This window comes from Streptomyces winkii, assembly GCF_032248595.1.
Taxonomy (GTDB): Bacteria; Actinomycetota; Actinomycetes; order Streptomycetales; family Streptomycetaceae; genus Streptomyces; species Streptomyces winkii.
Window position 1 is genome coordinate 30,152 of record NZ_JASTTH010000003.1, and the last position, 14,986, is coordinate 45,137.

Annotated in this window: 13 protein-coding genes; 12 read left to right on the forward strand and 1 reads right to left on the reverse strand. The window is 72.8% G+C overall.

Annotated elements, in window-relative coordinates; all coding sequences use genetic code 11:
• The first annotated feature begins 342 nt into the window (after positions 1 to 342).
• The 12 genes from QQM67_RS08560 (at position 343) to der (ending at position 14,588) form a co-directional block, all read left to right on the forward strand.
• Positions 343 to 2,328, forward strand: a complete 1,986-nt coding sequence (locus QQM67_RS08560) for an AAA family ATPase (protein WP_314173735.1) — start codon at positions 343 to 345, stop codon at positions 2,326 to 2,328.
• A 225-nt stretch (positions 2,329 to 2,553) separates the two neighbouring features.
• The gene (ald, locus tag QQM67_RS08565; RefSeq protein WP_314173063.1) at positions 2,554 to 3,669 is read left to right on the forward strand and encodes an alanine dehydrogenase; all 1,116 of its coding nucleotides are present in this window, start codon (positions 2,554 to 2,556) and stop codon (positions 3,667 to 3,669) included.
• A 538-nt stretch (positions 3,670 to 4,207) separates the two neighbouring features.
• The gene (locus QQM67_RS08570; protein WP_399065862.1) at positions 4,208 to 5,248 is read left to right on the forward strand and encodes an AAA family ATPase; all 1,041 of its coding nucleotides are present in this window, start codon (positions 4,208 to 4,210) and stop codon (positions 5,246 to 5,248) included.
• Entirely contained in the window at positions 5,245 to 6,075 is an 831-nt protein-coding gene (locus QQM67_RS08575; protein WP_314173065.1) for a hypothetical protein, read from the forward strand. Before QQM67_RS08570 ends, QQM67_RS08575 begins: the two co-directional genes overlap by 4 nt.
• Positions 6,076 to 6,165: 90 nt before the next feature.
• Positions 6,166 to 7,497, forward strand: a complete 1,332-nt coding sequence (locus QQM67_RS08580; RefSeq protein ID WP_314173066.1) for a segregation and condensation protein A — start codon at positions 6,166 to 6,168, stop codon at positions 7,495 to 7,497.
• On the forward strand, positions 7,494 to 8,357 hold the full coding sequence (scpB, locus tag QQM67_RS08585; RefSeq protein WP_399065866.1) for an SMC-Scp complex subunit ScpB: 864 nt from the start codon (positions 7,494 to 7,496) through the stop codon (positions 8,355 to 8,357). The genes QQM67_RS08580 and scpB overlap by 4 nt, the downstream gene beginning before the upstream one ends.
• Positions 8,357 to 9,640: a pseudouridine synthase gene (locus tag QQM67_RS08590; RefSeq protein WP_314173067.1), complete on the forward strand. Its 1,284-nt coding sequence runs from the start codon at positions 8,357 to 8,359 to the stop codon at positions 9,638 to 9,640. The genes scpB and QQM67_RS08590 overlap by 1 nt, the downstream gene beginning before the upstream one ends.
• A gap of 182 nt (positions 9,641 to 9,822) precedes the next feature.
• Positions 9,823 to 10,185: a chorismate mutase gene (aroH, locus tag QQM67_RS08595; protein ID WP_314173068.1), complete on the forward strand. Its 363-nt coding sequence runs from the start codon at positions 9,823 to 9,825 to the stop codon at positions 10,183 to 10,185.
• A gap of 58 nt (positions 10,186 to 10,243) precedes the next feature.
• Complete coding sequence (locus tag QQM67_RS08600; protein WP_314173069.1) at positions 10,244 to 11,332, forward strand: prephenate dehydrogenase; 1,089 nt, start codon at positions 10,244 to 10,246, stop codon at positions 11,330 to 11,332.
• Between the two features lie 166 nt (positions 11,333 to 11,498).
• Positions 11,499 to 12,311: a (d)CMP kinase gene (cmk, locus tag QQM67_RS08605; protein ID WP_399065871.1), complete on the forward strand. Its 813-nt coding sequence runs from the start codon at positions 11,499 to 11,501 to the stop codon at positions 12,309 to 12,311.
• A gap of 65 nt (positions 12,312 to 12,376) precedes the next feature.
• Positions 12,377 to 12,964, forward strand: a complete 588-nt coding sequence (locus tag QQM67_RS08610) for a 1-acyl-sn-glycerol-3-phosphate acyltransferase (RefSeq protein WP_399066335.1) — start codon at positions 12,377 to 12,379, stop codon at positions 12,962 to 12,964.
• Positions 12,965 to 13,109: 145 nt separating this feature from the next.
• Positions 13,110 to 14,588, forward strand: coding sequence for a ribosome biogenesis GTPase Der (gene der / locus QQM67_RS08615; RefSeq protein ID WP_314173071.1), 1,479 nt, complete (start codon positions 13,110 to 13,112; stop codon positions 14,586 to 14,588).
• A gap of 122 nt (positions 14,589 to 14,710) precedes the next feature.
• Here der and QQM67_RS08620 read toward each other — a convergent pair whose 3' ends face one another.
• Positions 14,711 to 14,974 carry a hypothetical protein gene (locus tag QQM67_RS08620; RefSeq protein ID WP_314173072.1) on the reverse strand — a complete coding sequence of 88 codons (264 nt, stop codon included), beginning with the start codon at positions 14,972 to 14,974 and terminating at the stop codon, positions 14,711 to 14,713.
• Positions 14,975 to 14,986 lie beyond the last annotated feature (12 nt).

Below are 14,986 nucleotides of genomic sequence, written 5' to 3' on the forward strand. Positions count from 1 at the left end.
ACGCTCTGTGCGTTCCCGGTCGCGCTCGCGGCTGGGCTCGTACGCGCAGACGCAGGTGGACGGAGCGTGGCCGTGACGGATCAAACGCGGCAGCCCGCCGGGAGTCCGGAAAGAACGGGACGGACGGACAGTCCGGGAAGCACGGCAGGGACCGGCGGCACCGGAAGCGCTGAGGGCTCGGCGGACGCGGCAGGCAGGGCAGGCACAGCGGGTGCGGCGGACACGGCGGACACGGCGGACACGGCAAGCGGCGCGAACACAGCGGCCACGCGCGGCAGTCGGCTCCCCGAGCCCGGCGGCGACTCCCTCTGGTTCACCGGCCGCGAGAACGAACTCGCCGAGATGCGGGCCGACATGGAGCGGGCCGGTCTGCACACCCTCTCCGGGCGCCCCTCGCCGCACAGCCGCGTGCTGCTCGTCGCCGGAAGACCCGGCTCCGGACGTACGGCGCTCGCGGAGGCCTTCGCCCGGCAGGCCGCCGACCGGTACGGCGACGGCGTCCTGCGGGCACGGCTCACCGAGCCCGGCGGCACCCCCGTGCCCACCGAACGCACCGCGCGCGACCTGCTCGCCGCCCTCGGCCCGGACCCGGTGCCCGCGGGTGCCGACGAGGACGAACTCACCGAGACGCTCCGCGCCGAACTGGCCCGGCGCCGCGTGCTGCTGCTCCTGGACGACGTGACCCTGCCCGAGCAGGTGCTCGATCTGCTGCCCGACACCCGGAACTGCCTCGTCGTCGCCGTCTCAGCGGGTCCGCTGACCGGAGTGCCCGACGTACGGCCCTGCACCGTCGGCGGGCTCGGCCGCGAGGCCGCCGTGTCGCTCCTCGCCGCGCGCGCCGGGGCCCCGCACCGTACGACCGTCGACCCGCGCAGCGCCGAACTCGTCGCCGACGCCTGCGGCTGTCTGCCCGCCGCGCTGGTGCTGGCGGGCGGATGGCTCGCCGCACGGCCGAAGCTCTCCGTCGCCGAGGCGGCGAAGCAGCTCGGGGCGCTCCCGGAGAGCGACCCGCTGGAGCGCGCGTTCCGCCTCGTCGCCGGGTCGCTGGCCAAGTCGCCCGCCCGGGTGCTGCGCATGCTCGCCCTCGCCCCGGACGGCCTCGTCGACGCGCACACCGCCTCGGCCCTCGCGGGCTGCTCGGCTGCCGCCGCCCGGCAGATCCTGGAGGAGTTCCTGCGGCTCGGGCTGCTGCGCACCAGCACGCTCTCGCCCGGCTGTTACGCCGTGCCGCGCTGCCTCGACCCGCTGCTGCGCGCCGAACTCGCCGAGCACGAGGGCCCGGAGGAGACGGTGTTCGCCCGTGCGCGGATGCTGGAGCGGACGGTACGGCGGCTGCGCGCGTGCCATGCGATCACCGAGCCGGAGGGCTCCGAGGCCCGCAAGCGCCTTGCGTTCCTTCCGCGTTCGGTCCGGTTCGGCACGCGCGCCGAGGCCCGCGAGTGGCTGGAGGCCCGGCGCCCGGCGATACTCGCCGCCGCAAGGCTGGCCGTCGCCGAGGGCGGCGGACGGCTCGACGGTCTCGCGCGGCGGCTCATCTCCGCGCTGGCACGCGCCTTCGACGCGCACCGCTCGCCCGAGGAGGCCGCGCCCGAGCTCTACCGGCTCCACGAACTCGTACTCGACGTCGCCGAACGCGCCGCGCTGCAACGGGAACGGGCCGCCGCGCTGCTCAACCTCGGTGACCTGGACGCCCGTACGGGCCGGCACGCGCGCGCTCTCACCCGCTACCGCGCAGCGCTGGACGCCGCCCGGGATGGCGAGGGGGGCGGCCGCGAGCGCACGGGCCGCGAGGCGGGCGACGCGGGCCGTGCGGCGTCTCCCGGGCAGGATCAGGCCGCCGCGGCCCGCGCCCTGGAGTCCATCGGCTCCACGTACGAGGACATGGGCGATCTGGAGCGCGCCGCCGACTGGTACGGCCGCGCCCTCGCCCACCACCAGACGCGGGACGCCCGCGCGGCGGCGGCCCGGCTGCACGGACGGCTGGGCGCGGTGCACACCGCCGCGGGACGCTTCGCCGAGGCGCTGCGCGAGTGGCGCGCGGCGGCGGCGAACTTCCGGAGGCTGGGCGACCCGGGGGCGCACGCCCGTGCCCTGGCCGAGATCGCGAGAGTGCACGAGCGGGCGGGCCGTCCTCAGGAGACGGTCCGTGTGTGCCGTGAGGCCCTGCGGGCCGCGCAGGAGGCGGAGGACGAGCGGCTGCGGGCGGCGCTGCTGCTCAGGCTGGCCGACGCGTGCGACCGCACCGGCGACGTACGGGCAGGCAGCAGGCACCGCAGGGCCGCCGACGAGCTCCTGAAGGCGCACAACCTGACGGTCCACGGAGAGTAGACCTAAGAAACTAATAGTCAGTAGAGGAAAATTGTTGGTTTGTAAGGCTGGACAGCACGGCATCCTTCATTAGACTGGCGAAGCCGTGGCCGTCCAGGCGACAACCGGCATATATCTCGCATGTGCTTCATGTGCTGCCGTATCGGGATGTGCGCCACGGATGCCCCCCACGCCCACAGGTGCGGGCGCTTCCGAAACAACCCGAAGTCAAGGACCGTGATCGACGTGAAGGTCGGTATCCCCCGCGAGGTCAAGAACAACGAGTTCCGCGTGGCCATCACCCCGGCCGGGGCGCACGAACTCGTACGCAACGGACACCAGGTCACGGTGGAGAGCGGAGCCGGAATCGGCTCCTCCATCCCGGACGAGGAGTACGTCGCAGCCGGAGCCGCCATCCTTGGCTCCGCCGACGAGGTCTGGGCCACCGCCGACATGCTGCTGAAGGTCAAGGAGCCGGTCGCCGAGGAGTACGGGCGGCTGCGCAAGGACCAGACGCTCTTCACCTATCTCCATCTCGCGGCGTCCAAGGAGTGCACCGACGCGCTGCTGGAGTCGGGCACGACGGCCATCGCGTACGAGACCGTCGAGACGGGCAGCCGCGCCCTGCCGCTGCTCGCCCCGATGTCCGAGGTCGCGGGGCGCATCGCGCCCCAGGTCGGCGCCTATCACCTGATGCGGTCGGCCGGCGGGCGCGGCGTGCTGCCGGGCGGCGTCCCGGGAGTCCCGGCGGGCCGCGCGGTCGTCATCGGCGGCGGCGTCTCCGGCTGGAACGCGACACAGATCGCCACCGGGCTGGGATTCCACGTCACGCTTCTCGACAAGGACGTCAACAAACTCCGCGAGGCCGACCGGATCTTCGGCACCAAGGTGCGCACCGTCACCTCCAACGCCTACGAGTTGGAGCGCGCGGTCCTGGAGGCGGACCTGGTCGTGGGCGCCGTGCTGATCCCGGGCGCGAAGGCGCCGAAGCTCGTGAGCAACGAGCTGGTCTCGCGCATGAAGCCGGGAAGTGTTCTTGTCGACATCGCCATCGACCAGGGCGGCTGCTTCGAGGACGCGCGCCCGACGACCCACGCCGAACCGACCTTCCAGGTGCACGAGTCGGTCTTCTACTGCGTCGCGAACATGCCCGGGGCGGTGCCCAGCACGTCGACGTACGCCCTGACCAACGCGACCCTTCCCTACATCGTCGAGCTGGCCAACTGCGGCTGGCGGGAGGCCCTTCGGCGGGACGAGACGCTGGCCAAGGGACTCAACGTCCACGACGGAGAGGTCTTCTACGGGCCGGTCGCCGAGGCGCACGGACTCGACAGCCGCGAACTCGCCACGCTGCTGGGCTGATTGGGCACGTCAACCGGACAAGTCAATGCGGCTGAACCGCCGATGAGGACGCGTCACCGAGCGCGTCGGCCGACGTCACCGGCCTGCGAACGCCCAGGCGGCGCACGGGCGGGTGACGCCTTTCCGGGGCGGCGACAGCCGCTCAACCACGGGGCACGCGAGGCGCGTTCGCGCCTCCGGGGCGCTCCCGCCGCCCCACCTGGAGAGGCTCCGCGACCCACATTGCCTCTTGACAGCGGAGTGTTCGCACCTCGACACATCGTGCCGTCTCCGGTGGATTGTGTTGCTGCGGACGCCCGACACGCCATAGAGTCGCCAATCGTCGGCATGGTGTCACGCTGACCTGTCTAGAAGTTTCCTGGTCACCAAGGAGGTAGGACGACTTGTGAATGAGTCGACATTTTCTCCCGGGGGTGGTCAACCAGGAGCACCTGCGCGGGGCCAGGGGTCCTCGGGGTCCGAGGATGTCGGCTCCGTCGCTGTCCGCACCTTCTCCGCCCACCAGAACGCATCACCGACCACGACAGCCCAACAGAGCATGGACGGCCGCCAAGTGAACGCCATGGCCGGCAACTCCGCGGGCGACGAGTCCGCCGAGCTCGCCGACTACAGTGACCCGCACCGCGTCGCCTACGGCGAGCTGCCCGAAGGGCACTTCTACGACCCGGACGCGGAATACGAACCCGACCCCGAGTACGCGGCCACCCTCGCGCCCGACGCCGCACGGCAGCGCCGCGAGCGGATCGGCCCGACCGGGCGTCCGCTTCCGTACTTCCCGATCCCCGGGCCGGTGAGCGAACCCGGTCCCGCGAAGATCATCGCGATGTGCAACCAGAAGGGCGGCGTCGGCAAGACGACCTCCGCCATCAACCTGGGCGCGGCGCTCGCGGAGTACGGACGGCGCGTGCTGCTCGTCGACTTCGACCCGCAGGGCGCCCTGTCGGTCGGGCTCGGCGTGAATCCGATGGAGCTCGAACTCACGGTCTACAACCTTCTGATGGAGCGCGGCCTGGCGCCCGACGAGGTGCTGTTGAAGACGGCCGTCGCCGGGATGGACCTGCTGCCGAGCAACATCGACCTGTCCGCCGCCGAAGTGCAGCTGGTGAGCGAGGTAGCCCGCGAGTCGACGCTGCAACGGGCTCTCCAACCGCTGCTGAACGACTACGACTTCATCGTCATCGACTGCCAGCCCTCGCTCGGTCTGCTGACCGTGAACGCGCTCACCGCCGCGCACAAGGTGATCGTGCCGCTGGAGTGCGAGTTCTTCGCGCTGCGCGGCGTCGCCCTGCTGACCGAGACGATCGAGAAGGTGCAGGAGCGGCTCAACCCGGAGTTGGAGCTCGACGGCATCCTCGCGACGATGTACGACTCGCGCACGGTGCACAGCCGCGAGGTCCTCGCGCGCGTGGTCGAGGCGTTCGACGACAACGTCTACCACACGGTCATTGGGCGGACCGTCCGCTTCCCGGAGACGACCGTCGCGGGTGAGCCGATCACGACGTACGCCTCCAACTCCGTCGGTGCCGCCGCCTATCGCCAGCTTGCCAGGGAGGTGCTCGCCCGGTGCCACGCCGAGTGAGTCTTCCGGCAGCTGACGAACTCTTCCGTACGACCGGGGGCTCAGCGGTCCAGCCGTCGTCCCCCGCGAACCAGAACCATGCCAACGGCGAGGAGCTGTCCGGCAAGAGCACACCGTCCACGACCCGGGTCCCGGCACCCGCCGGCGATCAGGACGCCGCCGGTGCCGCGGAGAACGCCTCCGCGGACGGCGCCTCCGCCGAGGACGACCCCGCCGAGGACGGCGAACGGAGCGAACACAGCGCCGCGGACGAGGGCGACGATCCCGCCGCGGAGAGCGCCGCGGCGTCCGGCGGCGCCCCCGCAGCGGAGGCGGGCGAGCACACGGGCCGCGAGGGCGGCGACCAGCAGGACGAACAGTCCGCGCCCCGTCGCACGGTGCCCGGCCAGGGCGCGCCGCGCGGCACGGCGGGGCGCTCCGGAGGCGGGGAGATCACGTCCCGGCAGACCGGTCCGTCGGGACCTGCGGGGCCTTCGGGCGCCGTGGGTCCGGCAGGCGGCTCGGCGGCCAAGTCGCCGCAGCAGCCGAAGAGTCCGCGTCCGGACGGGGCCAGGGGCCGCCAGCAGGCGGGCGGTTCGGCACGCCGCGGGGGTCGCGGCGCCAACCGCCGCCCGAGCGGGCGCGAGCGCCACGACGAGAAGATCACGGTGTACGTCTCCGCGGAAGAGCTGATGGACCTGGAGCACGCACGGCTCGTCCTGCGCGGTGAACACGGCCTCGCGGTGGACCGCGGCCGCATCGTGCGCGAGGCCGTCGCCGTCGTCCTGGCGGACCTGGAATCCCGCGGGGACGCGAGCATCCTCGTACGGCGGCTGCGGGGGCGCTGAAGCGACCTGTGCGCCACCACTTCCGAAAGCGCGGGCACATGAGTGAGCCGGAACGCCCTGACCGGCTCCTCCCCAGTACGCTGCCCCGCGATGCCCAGTCCTGACGACCACGCCGAACCGACGCCCCGCGCCGCCCGCCGCACCCTCGGGCGGGGGCCGGGCGCGTCGTCGGCTTCGGGCGCGGCGCACCCCGGTGAGCCTCCGGTGCCCGCGCCAGGGGGCGTGGAGGAGCCTGCCGCGGAACGGGAGCCGGAGCGGGAGGGTGCGCCCGAACCAGAGCCGGAGCCCGCGCCCGCGGAGGAGCCCGCGGCCGAACTCGATCCCGAACTCCCGCCGATTCCCGGGCCCGAGGAAGAACTCGCACCCGAGCCTGAACAGGCGGCGGACGAGCCCGGGCCCGCTCCCGAACCGGTGCCGGACGGGCCGGAGACCGCCTCCGGCTCCGAACCGGTGCCGGACGGGCCCGAGTCCGGGCCGGACCGACCCGGCCGGGACGGAGGCGAGGGCGAGGGTGGAAGCGACGGCGGAGGCGAAGAGCAGCAAGAGCAGGAAGAGCAGCCCGACGACGGGCGGTTCAAGGTCGTCCTGGACAACTTCGAGGGGCCCTTCGACCTCCTCCTCCAGCTGATCTCCAAGCACAAGCTGGACGTGACGGAGGTCGCGCTCTCCAAGGTCACCGACGAGTTCATGGCGTACATCCACGCGATGGGCCCGGACTGGGACCTCGACCAGACCACCGAATTCCTCGTCGTCGCCTCGACGTTGCTCGATCTGAAGGCCGCGCGGCTGCTGCCCGCCGCCGAGGTCGAGGACGAAGCCGACCTCGCGCTGCTTGAGGCCCGCGACCTGCTCTTCGCGCGGCTGCTCCAGTACCGCGCGTACAAGGAGATCGCCGCGATCTTCGCGGGACGGATGGCCCAGGAGGCGCACCGCCACCCCCGTACCGTCGGGCTTGAACCCCACCACGCCGAGCTGCTGCCCGAAGTGGCCATCAGCATCGGCCCGGAGGGCTTCGCACGGCTCGCGGTCAAGGCGATGCAGCCCAAGCCCAAGCCGCAGGTGTACGTCGAGCACATCCACGCACCGCTGGTGAGCGTGCGGGAACAGGCGGAGGTGGTGGTGGCGCGGCTGCGGGAGCTGGGCGAGGTCAGCTTCCTGGAGCTGACGCGGGACGCCCCGGACACCCTCACCGTCGTGGCGCGCTTCCTGGCCCTCCTGGAGCTGTACCGGGAGCGGGCCGTCACCCTCGAACAGGAGGAGGCGCTGGGGTCGCTCATGGTGCGCTGGAGCGGCGAGGAGGGCCACGAACCCTTGGTGACGGACGAGTTCGACCAGGAGCCCGGACGGCAGGACGGCACGGACGAGGACCAGGAGCCGCAGGCCCGGCGGGAGTCCGCGCCCGAGGAGGAGATGCAGCCATGAGCGAGGAGACGTACGAGATCCGGGAGGCGGGGGAGTCCGAGGCCGAGGAGCCGGTGCACGGACCGGAGGCGGCCACCGGGACGGACGCCCCGGACGAGGGCGCTCCGCACGAGCACGCCCAGGGACCGGAGACTCCGGACGGGGAGACCCCGGACACGGACGCCGCCGCTGACCCCGGCTCCGCTGACGACTCCGACCCGGACGCGGACCTCGAGGCCGACGACGAGGTCCTGGACGGCGTCGCCGTACTGGAGTTGAAGCCCGCCCTGGAAGCCGTGCTCATGGTCGTCGACGAGCCGGCGACCGAGGAACACCTGGCGAAGGTGCTGCACCGGCGGCGCCGTGAGATCTCGGACGCGCTGCGCGAGCTGGCCGACGAATACGACCGGGAGCGCCGGGGATTCGAGCTGCGGCTGGTCGCCGAGGGCTGGCGCTTCTACACGCGCGCCGAGTACTCCGAGGCCGTCGAGAGCTTCGTACTGGACGGGCAGCAGGCCCGGCTGACGCAGGCGGCGCTGGAGACGCTCGCGGTCGTCGCCTACCGCCAGCCCGTGAGCCGCTCCCGGGTCTCCGCCGTACGCGGGGTCAACTGCGACGGCGTGATGCGTACGCTGCTGCAGCGGGGGCTGGTACAGGAGGCGGGCGCGGAACCCGAGACAGGTGCGATCCTGTATACGACGACGCATTACTTCCTGGAGCGGCTGGGCCTGCGCGGCCTGGACGAGCTCCCGGAGCTGGCGCCCTTCCTGCCCGAGGCGGACGCCGTCGAGGGGGATTCGCAGGAGGGCGTGCCGTCGTTCGACGTAGATGTAGACGACAGCGGCGACGCAGTCCACGACAGAACGCAGACGGAACACTGATGCGAAGCAGCGGCAACACCGGCGGCAACCGTAGGAGCAGCAGCGCGGGGGGCAGGCAGTCTCCCCGCGCGGCCCGAGGGGGCGGAGGCAGGCAGAAGCGGACGGACCGTCCGCGCCCGGAGGAGCGCCGCTACGGCAAGGGCGAGGAGCGCTCCACGGGCGGCTCCGGCAAGCCGGGGGCGCAGCGCGGCGGCGGACGCGGCGCGAACTCCTCACAGAGCGGCTCGGGGAACGCACCGAGGCCGTCGGCGAAGAAGTCCACCGCGGCCGGATCGAGGAGCGGCCCGAAGAACAGCGCTCAGGCCCCGAAGAGCGGCGCCAAGGGCCCCAAGAGCGGCGGCAAGAGCGCGACGGCGCGCGGCGCCGCCGCGAGGAGCGTCGCGGCGAGGACCGCCGCCAAGAGCGGGCCCCGCAAGGTCACCGGCAGCGGCGCACCCAAGGCCCGCGCCCGTAACGCCTCCGCGCCCTCGCGCCCCCGCGAGTACGAGGCGCAGATCGAGGAGCGCAACCGGGCCCGGCACGGCAAGCCCGCCCGGAAGCTGCCGAAGACCTTCGGTGAGCAGGAGGGCGAGCGGCTCCAGAAGGTGCTGGCCCGCGCCGGCATGGGCTCGCGCCGCGCGTGCGAGGAGCTGATCGAGCAGGCGAGGGTCGAGGTCAACGGCAGCATCGTCGTCGAGCAGGGCCTGCGCGTGGACCCGGACAAGGACGAGATCAAGGTCGACGGGCTGACCATCGCCACGCAGTCGCACGTCTTCTTCGCTCTCAACAAGCCCGCGGGCGTGGTCGCGTCGATGGAGGACCCGGACGGCCGCCAGTGCCTGGGCGACTACGTCCAGAACCGGGAGACCCGCCTCTTCCACGTCGGCCGCCTCGACACCGAGACCGAGGGCCTCATACTCCTCACCAACCACGGCGAGCTGGCCCACCGCCTCACCCACCCCCGCTACGGCGTGAAGAAGACCTATCTCGCCGCGATCCAGGGCCCCCTCCCGCGCGACCTGGGCAAGCGCCTGAGGGACGGCGTCCCGCTGGAGGACGGCTACGCCCGCGCCGACCACTTCCGGGTCGTCGAGAACACCGGCAAGAACTACCTCGTCGAGGTCTCGCTCCACGAGGGCCGCAAGCACATCGTGCGCCGCATGCTCGCCGAGGCGGGGTTCCCCGTCGACCGGCTCGTCCGTACGCGCTTCGGCCCCATCGCGCTCGGCGACCAGAAGTCGGGCTGGCTGCGCCGCATGACGAACACCGAGGTCGGCATGCTGATGAACGAGGTCGGTCTCTGAAGCACCCCGTCCCCCCGACGTCCCGGGCGCGGGCGTCTCAGTGTGCGGTCCGTCCGTATGCCGTCTCCCGCGGCGATCTAGGCTGTCGGCCGCCGGCGGGGGAGGGCGGGCGTCAGGCGCGCAACCCAGGCATCAGGCAAGACGGAAGACGGCGCACAGCAGCGGCAGGGAGCGGGGCAGGCGTGGCGGTACGAGCGGTACGGGGAGCCGTCCAGCTGGAGCGGGACGAGCGGGACCACATGCACGAGCAGGTCTCGGCCCTGATGACGAGCGTGCTGGAGCGCAACGGCCTCACCGCGGACGACCTCATAAGCGTCTGGTTCACGGCCACCCCCGACCTGCACAGCGACTTTCCGGCGGCGGGCGCACGTAAGCTCGGCATCGTGGACGTTCCGCTGATCTGCGCTCAGGAACTCGACGTGGCGGGCGCCATGCCACGGGTGGTGCGGGTGCTGGCGCACGTCGAGGCGGATGTGCCCAAGTCGCAGATCAACCACGTCTATCTCGGGGCCGCGGCCGGACTCCGCAAGGACATCGCCCAGTAGGCCGTCCGGCCAATCGCCTCGTAAGCCAAGCAACCCCGCAGAAGGACATCGCCCGGTAATGCGTACAGCTCTCGTCGTCGGCACGGGTCTCATCGGCACCTCCGCGGCGCTCGCCCTCACAGGGCGCGGCGTGCAGGTGCACCTGAGCGACGTCGACCACGAGCGCGTGCGCACGGCGGCGGCGCTCGGCGCGGGCACGGACGGCGAGCCGGAAGGGGTCGTCGACCTCGCGATCGTCGCCGTACCGCCGGCGCACGTCGCCCGTGTCCTCGCCGACGTGCAGAGCCGCGGCCTCGCCCGCGGCTGCATCGACGTGGCCAGCGTCAAGGGCGGCCCCCGCCGCGAACTGCTCGGGCTGGGCGGCGACCTCGTCAGCTACCTGGGCAGCCACCCCATGTCGGGCCGCGAGCAGAACGGGCCGCTCGCCGCCACCGCCGACCTCTTCGAGGGCCGCCCCTGGGTGCTCACGCCCACCGCCGACACGGACACCGAGGTCCTCAACCTCGCGCTGGAACTGATCGCGCTGTGCGGCGCCGTTCCGGTCGTGATGGACGCGGACGCCCACGACCGGGCCGTCGCCCTCGTCTCGCACACCCCGCAGCTGCTCTCCAGCATGATCGCCGCCCGTCTGGAGTCCGCCGACGAGACGGCCGTACGCCTCTGCGGCCAGGGCATCCGCGACGTCACCCGCATCGCGGCCTCCGACCCCGCGATGTGGGTGGAGATCCTCGCCGCCAACCCCGGGCCCGTCGCGGACATCCTCGCCGACGTGGCGAGCGACCTCGACGAGGCCGTACGGGCGCTGCGCGCGCTCGGCTCGGCCGACGAGGAGAAGCGCGGCGGCGGCGTCGCGGGCATCGAGGACGTGCTGCGCCGCGGCAATTCGGGCCGCGCGCGGGTCCCGGGCAAGCACGGTCAGGCACCGGCCGCCTACCGCACGGTGGCGGTCCTCATCAGCGACCGGCCGGGAGAGCTGGCGCGGATCTTCGCCGACGCCGGGGTCGCGGGCGTCAACATCGAGGACGTACGCATCGAGCACGCGACGGGCCAGCAGGCCGGTCACGTGCAGCTGATGGTGGAGCCCGGCGCGGCGTCGGTGCTGGAAGCGGCGCTGCGCGAGCGGGGCTGGTCCCTCCGGCAGCAGTGACGGCCCGCGCGGACACCCCACGGGGCCGCGCGGAAGCCGGGAGAGCGCGGGAGTCCGTGCCAGGGCGGCGGGAATGAGGCCCCCGCCGAGCCGGTAGCCTTGTGCCCGGGCCGGTACGGCACGGCCCCCGCCCGCATGCCCGTGTTCGAGAAAGGTCCCCCACAGCGTGTCAGCAGTGATTGTCGCCATCGACGGCCCCTCCGGCACGGGCAAGTCCAGCACGTCCAAGGCGGTCGCGGCGGCGCTCGGCCTCAGCTACCTGGACACGGGCGCGCAGTACCGGGCGATCACCTGGTGGATGCTGACCAACGGCGTTCCCGTGGACGACGCCGAGGCGGTGGCCGCGTCCGCTGCCACGCCCGTCATCGTCTCCGGCACCGACCCCGCCGACCCGGCCATCGCCGTCGACGGGACGGACGTTTCCGGTCCCATCCGCACCCAGGAGGTCACCTCGGCGGTCAGCGCGGTCAGCGCCGTCCCCGAGGTGCGGGCCCGCATCACCGCGTTGCAGCGTTCCATCGCCGCCGAGGCGGCGAGCGGCATCGTGGTCGAGGGCCGGGACATCGGCACGACGGTCCTCCCCGACGCCGACGTCAAGATCTTCCTCACGGCCTCGCCCGAGGCCCGCGCGTCCCGCCGCAGCGGAGAGCTGACGGGCAAGGACGCCACGGACCTCTCGGCCACGCGTGCGGCGCTGATCAAGCGGGACGCGGCCGACAGCGGGCGCAAGGCCTCCCCGCTGAAGAAGGCCGACGACGCGGTCGAGGTGGACACCACCCAGCTCACGCTGGAGCAGGTCGTCGAGTGCGTCGTCACGCTGGTGGAGAAGGCCGCCGCCGCGAAGGACGGCCGCAACGGCGGGAACGGTACGGCTGACAACGGCACGCCGGGCAACGGCACTCAGGGCGACGGCGCGGACAGCCGCGCCGGGCAGGCCGCCGAGGCGGCCGACGAGAAGGCGGGGCAGATCTCCAAGTGACCTCGACCGGCTCCGCGCCCGGTACGCGAGGGGCAGCGGCCGGACGCCGGATCGGACTGGGCGTGATGTACGGCCTGTGGCGTCCGCGCGTGCTGGGCGCCTGGCGCGTACCGCCGAGCGGGCCCGCGATCCTCGCCGTCAACCATTCGCACTTCATCGACGGACCGATGCTGATGGGGACGTCGCCGCGTCCCGTGCACTTCCTCATCAAGCAGGAGATGTTCAAGGGCCCGCTCGGCTCGTTCCTCCGCGGGATCGGGCAGATCTCGGTCGACCGCGGAAGCACCGACCGGGCCGCCGTACTCGGCGCCCTGGGCGTGCTGGAGCGCGGCGGCGTGATGGGCATCTTCCCCGAAGGCACGCGCGGCGAGGGCGACTTCGCCTCGCTGCGTTCGGGGCTGGCCTACTTCGCCGTACGCTCGGGGGCGCCCGTCGTGCCGGTCGCCGTGCTCGGCAGCAACGACCGGCCGGGCCGGCTCGTGACGGCCCTTCCGGCGCTGGGCAGCCGTATCGACGTCGTCTTCGGCGACCCGTTCGAGGCGGGCGACGGCAGCGGCCGGCGTACGCGTGCCGCGCTGGACGAGGCGACCCTGCGCATCCAGAGCCGCCTCACGGACCACCTGGCGGACGCACGGCGCCGCACGGAGCGCTGACCGCCGGCGGGCGGGAGTCGCCCGTGCGGGCACTGAACGCCCGGGCCGCCCCGGCCCGGCGCCCGGCAGACTTGCAGTAGCCGCGGTGCGGAGCCCTCCGCTCCGCGGCTGACCACCTGAACATGAACGACGAGGACGAGACCGCATGGACGAGAACGAACAGCACGGCGTGTACGAGCCCGGGCACGACCACGGTGAGCTGGGCGACGCCGAGTTCGACCGGTTCATGGAGCTCGCCGCCGAAGAGGGATTCGACGCCGAGGAGGTCGAGGGCGCGCTCGAGGAGGCGGCGCAGGGCCCGCTGCCCGTGCTCGCCGTCGTCGGCCGTCCCAACGTCGGCAAGTCGACCCTGGTGAACCGGATCCTCGGCCGGCGGGAGGCCGTCGTCGAGGACCGTCCCGGCGTGACCCGCGACCGCGTGACATACGAGGCGGAGTGGGCGGGGCGCCGCTTCAAGGCCGTGGACACCGGCGGCTGGGAGCAGGACGTGCTCGGCATGGAGGCCACCGTCGCCGCCCAGGCGGAGTTCGCCGTCGAGGCCGCGGACGCCGTCGTGTTCGTCGTGGACGCCCAGGTCGGCCCGACGGACACGGACGAGGCCGTCGTACGGATGCTGCGCAAGGCGAGGAAGCCCGTGGTGCTGTGCGCCAACAAGGTCGACGGCCCCACCGGAGAGGCCGACGCGGCCTATCTGTGGGGCCTGGGACTCGGCGAGCCGCACCCCGTCTCCGCGCTGCACGGACGCGGCACCGGCGACCTGCTCGACGCCGTGCTGGAGGCGCTGCCCGAGGCTCCCGCGCAGACCTTCGGCGGGGCCGGAGTGGGCGGCCCGCGGCGGGTCGCGCTCATCGGCCGCCCGAACGTCGGCAAGTCGTCGCTGCTGAACAAGGTCGCCAAGCAGGAGCGCGTCGTCGTCGACGAGACGGCCGGCACCACCCGCGACCCGGTGGACGAACTCATCGAACTGGCCGGAAAGAACTGGATGTTCGTCGACACGGCCGGCATCCGCCGCCGTGTGCACCTCCAGGAGGGCGCCGACTACTACGCCTCGCTGCGCACCGCGGCCGCGCTGGAGAAGGCCGAGGTCGCCGTCGTACTGATCGACGTGACCGAGCCGATCAGCGTGCAGGACCTGCGGATCATCACCATGGCGGTCGAGGCGGGACGAGCCCTCGTCATCGCGTACAACAAGTGGGACAACCTGGACGAGGAGCGCCGCTTCTATCTGGAGCGGGAGATCGAGCGGGATCTGGTCCAGGTCCGCTGGGCGCCGCGCGTGAACATCTCCGCCCGCACGGGACGGCACATGGAGAAGCTGGTGCCCGCCATCGAGACCGCCCTCGAAGGCTGGGAGACGAGGGTGCCGACGGGGAAGCTGAACTCCTTCCTCGGCGAGATCGTCGCCTCTTATCCCCACCCCGTACGCGGCGGCAAGCAGCCCCGCATCCTCTTCGGGACGCAGGCGGGCACGCGGCCGCCGCGTTTCGTGCTCTTCGCATCGGGCTTTCTGGAGGCCGGCTACCGGCGCTTCGTGGAGCGGCGCCTGCGCGAGGAGTTCGGGTTCGAGGGGACGCCGATCCACATGTCCGTGCGGGTACGGGAGAAGCGCGGCAAGAAGAAGTAGCCGGGCGGGGCCCGGGGGCCGGACCGGCCTGGGACCTCGCCTGGTCCCGGCCGGTCGGCGGGCGACGGACGTCCGTCACGTCGCGGGGGAGTGAGTACGCCCCGGGGTCGGTATGGCTGTCGTCAGTACGCCTGGCCGTCGCGCGGGCCGGGCGGCAGCGCCGGTACGTGCGCGGTGTGCCGCGGCAGCGCGTCCCGCTGCCAGTCGTCGCCCCAGCTTCCGGTACCGGTGCCGTGCACCGTGCCGAAGCCCTCGAAGCGCAGCTCTTCCTCGCCGGTGCGGTCGCCCGGCAGCGTACGGAAGAGCCTGCTGTACTCCGCGTACAGCGCGTCGTAAATGGGCGTGGACGAGGCGTTGTTCACGGCGAGGTCGCGGCTGGGCCGCATGCCGGGGATGCC

Excerpts from the sequence above, each read along its gene's own strand:
- QQM67_RS08560 (WP_314173735.1), top strand. The coding sequence starts at position 343 with ATGCGGGCCGACATGGAGCGGGCCGGTCTGCACACCCTCTCCGGGCGC.
- QQM67_RS08570 (WP_399065862.1), top strand. The coding sequence starts at position 4,208 with ATGGACGGCCGCCAAGTGAACGCCATGGCCGGCAACTCCGCGGGCGAC.
- QQM67_RS08580 (WP_314173066.1), top strand. The coding sequence starts at position 6,166 with ATGCCCAGTCCTGACGACCACGCCGAACCGACGCCCCGCGCCGCCCGC.
- scpB (WP_399065866.1), top strand. The coding sequence starts at position 7,494 with ATGAGCGAGGAGACGTACGAGATCCGGGAGGCGGGGGAGTCCGAGGCC.
- QQM67_RS08590 (WP_314173067.1), top strand. The coding sequence starts at position 8,357 with ATGCGAAGCAGCGGCAACACCGGCGGCAACCGTAGGAGCAGCAGCGCG.
- QQM67_RS08600 (WP_314173069.1), top strand. The coding sequence starts at position 10,244 with ATGCGTACAGCTCTCGTCGTCGGCACGGGTCTCATCGGCACCTCCGCG.
- QQM67_RS08610 (WP_399066335.1), top strand. The coding sequence starts at position 12,377 with ATGTACGGCCTGTGGCGTCCGCGCGTGCTGGGCGCCTGGCGCGTACCG.
- der (WP_314173071.1), top strand. The coding sequence starts at position 13,110 with ATGGACGAGAACGAACAGCACGGCGTGTACGAGCCCGGGCACGACCAC.
- QQM67_RS08620 (WP_314173072.1), bottom strand. The coding sequence starts at position 14,974 with ATGCGGCCCAGCCGCGACCTCGCCGTGAACAACGCCTCGTCCACGCCC.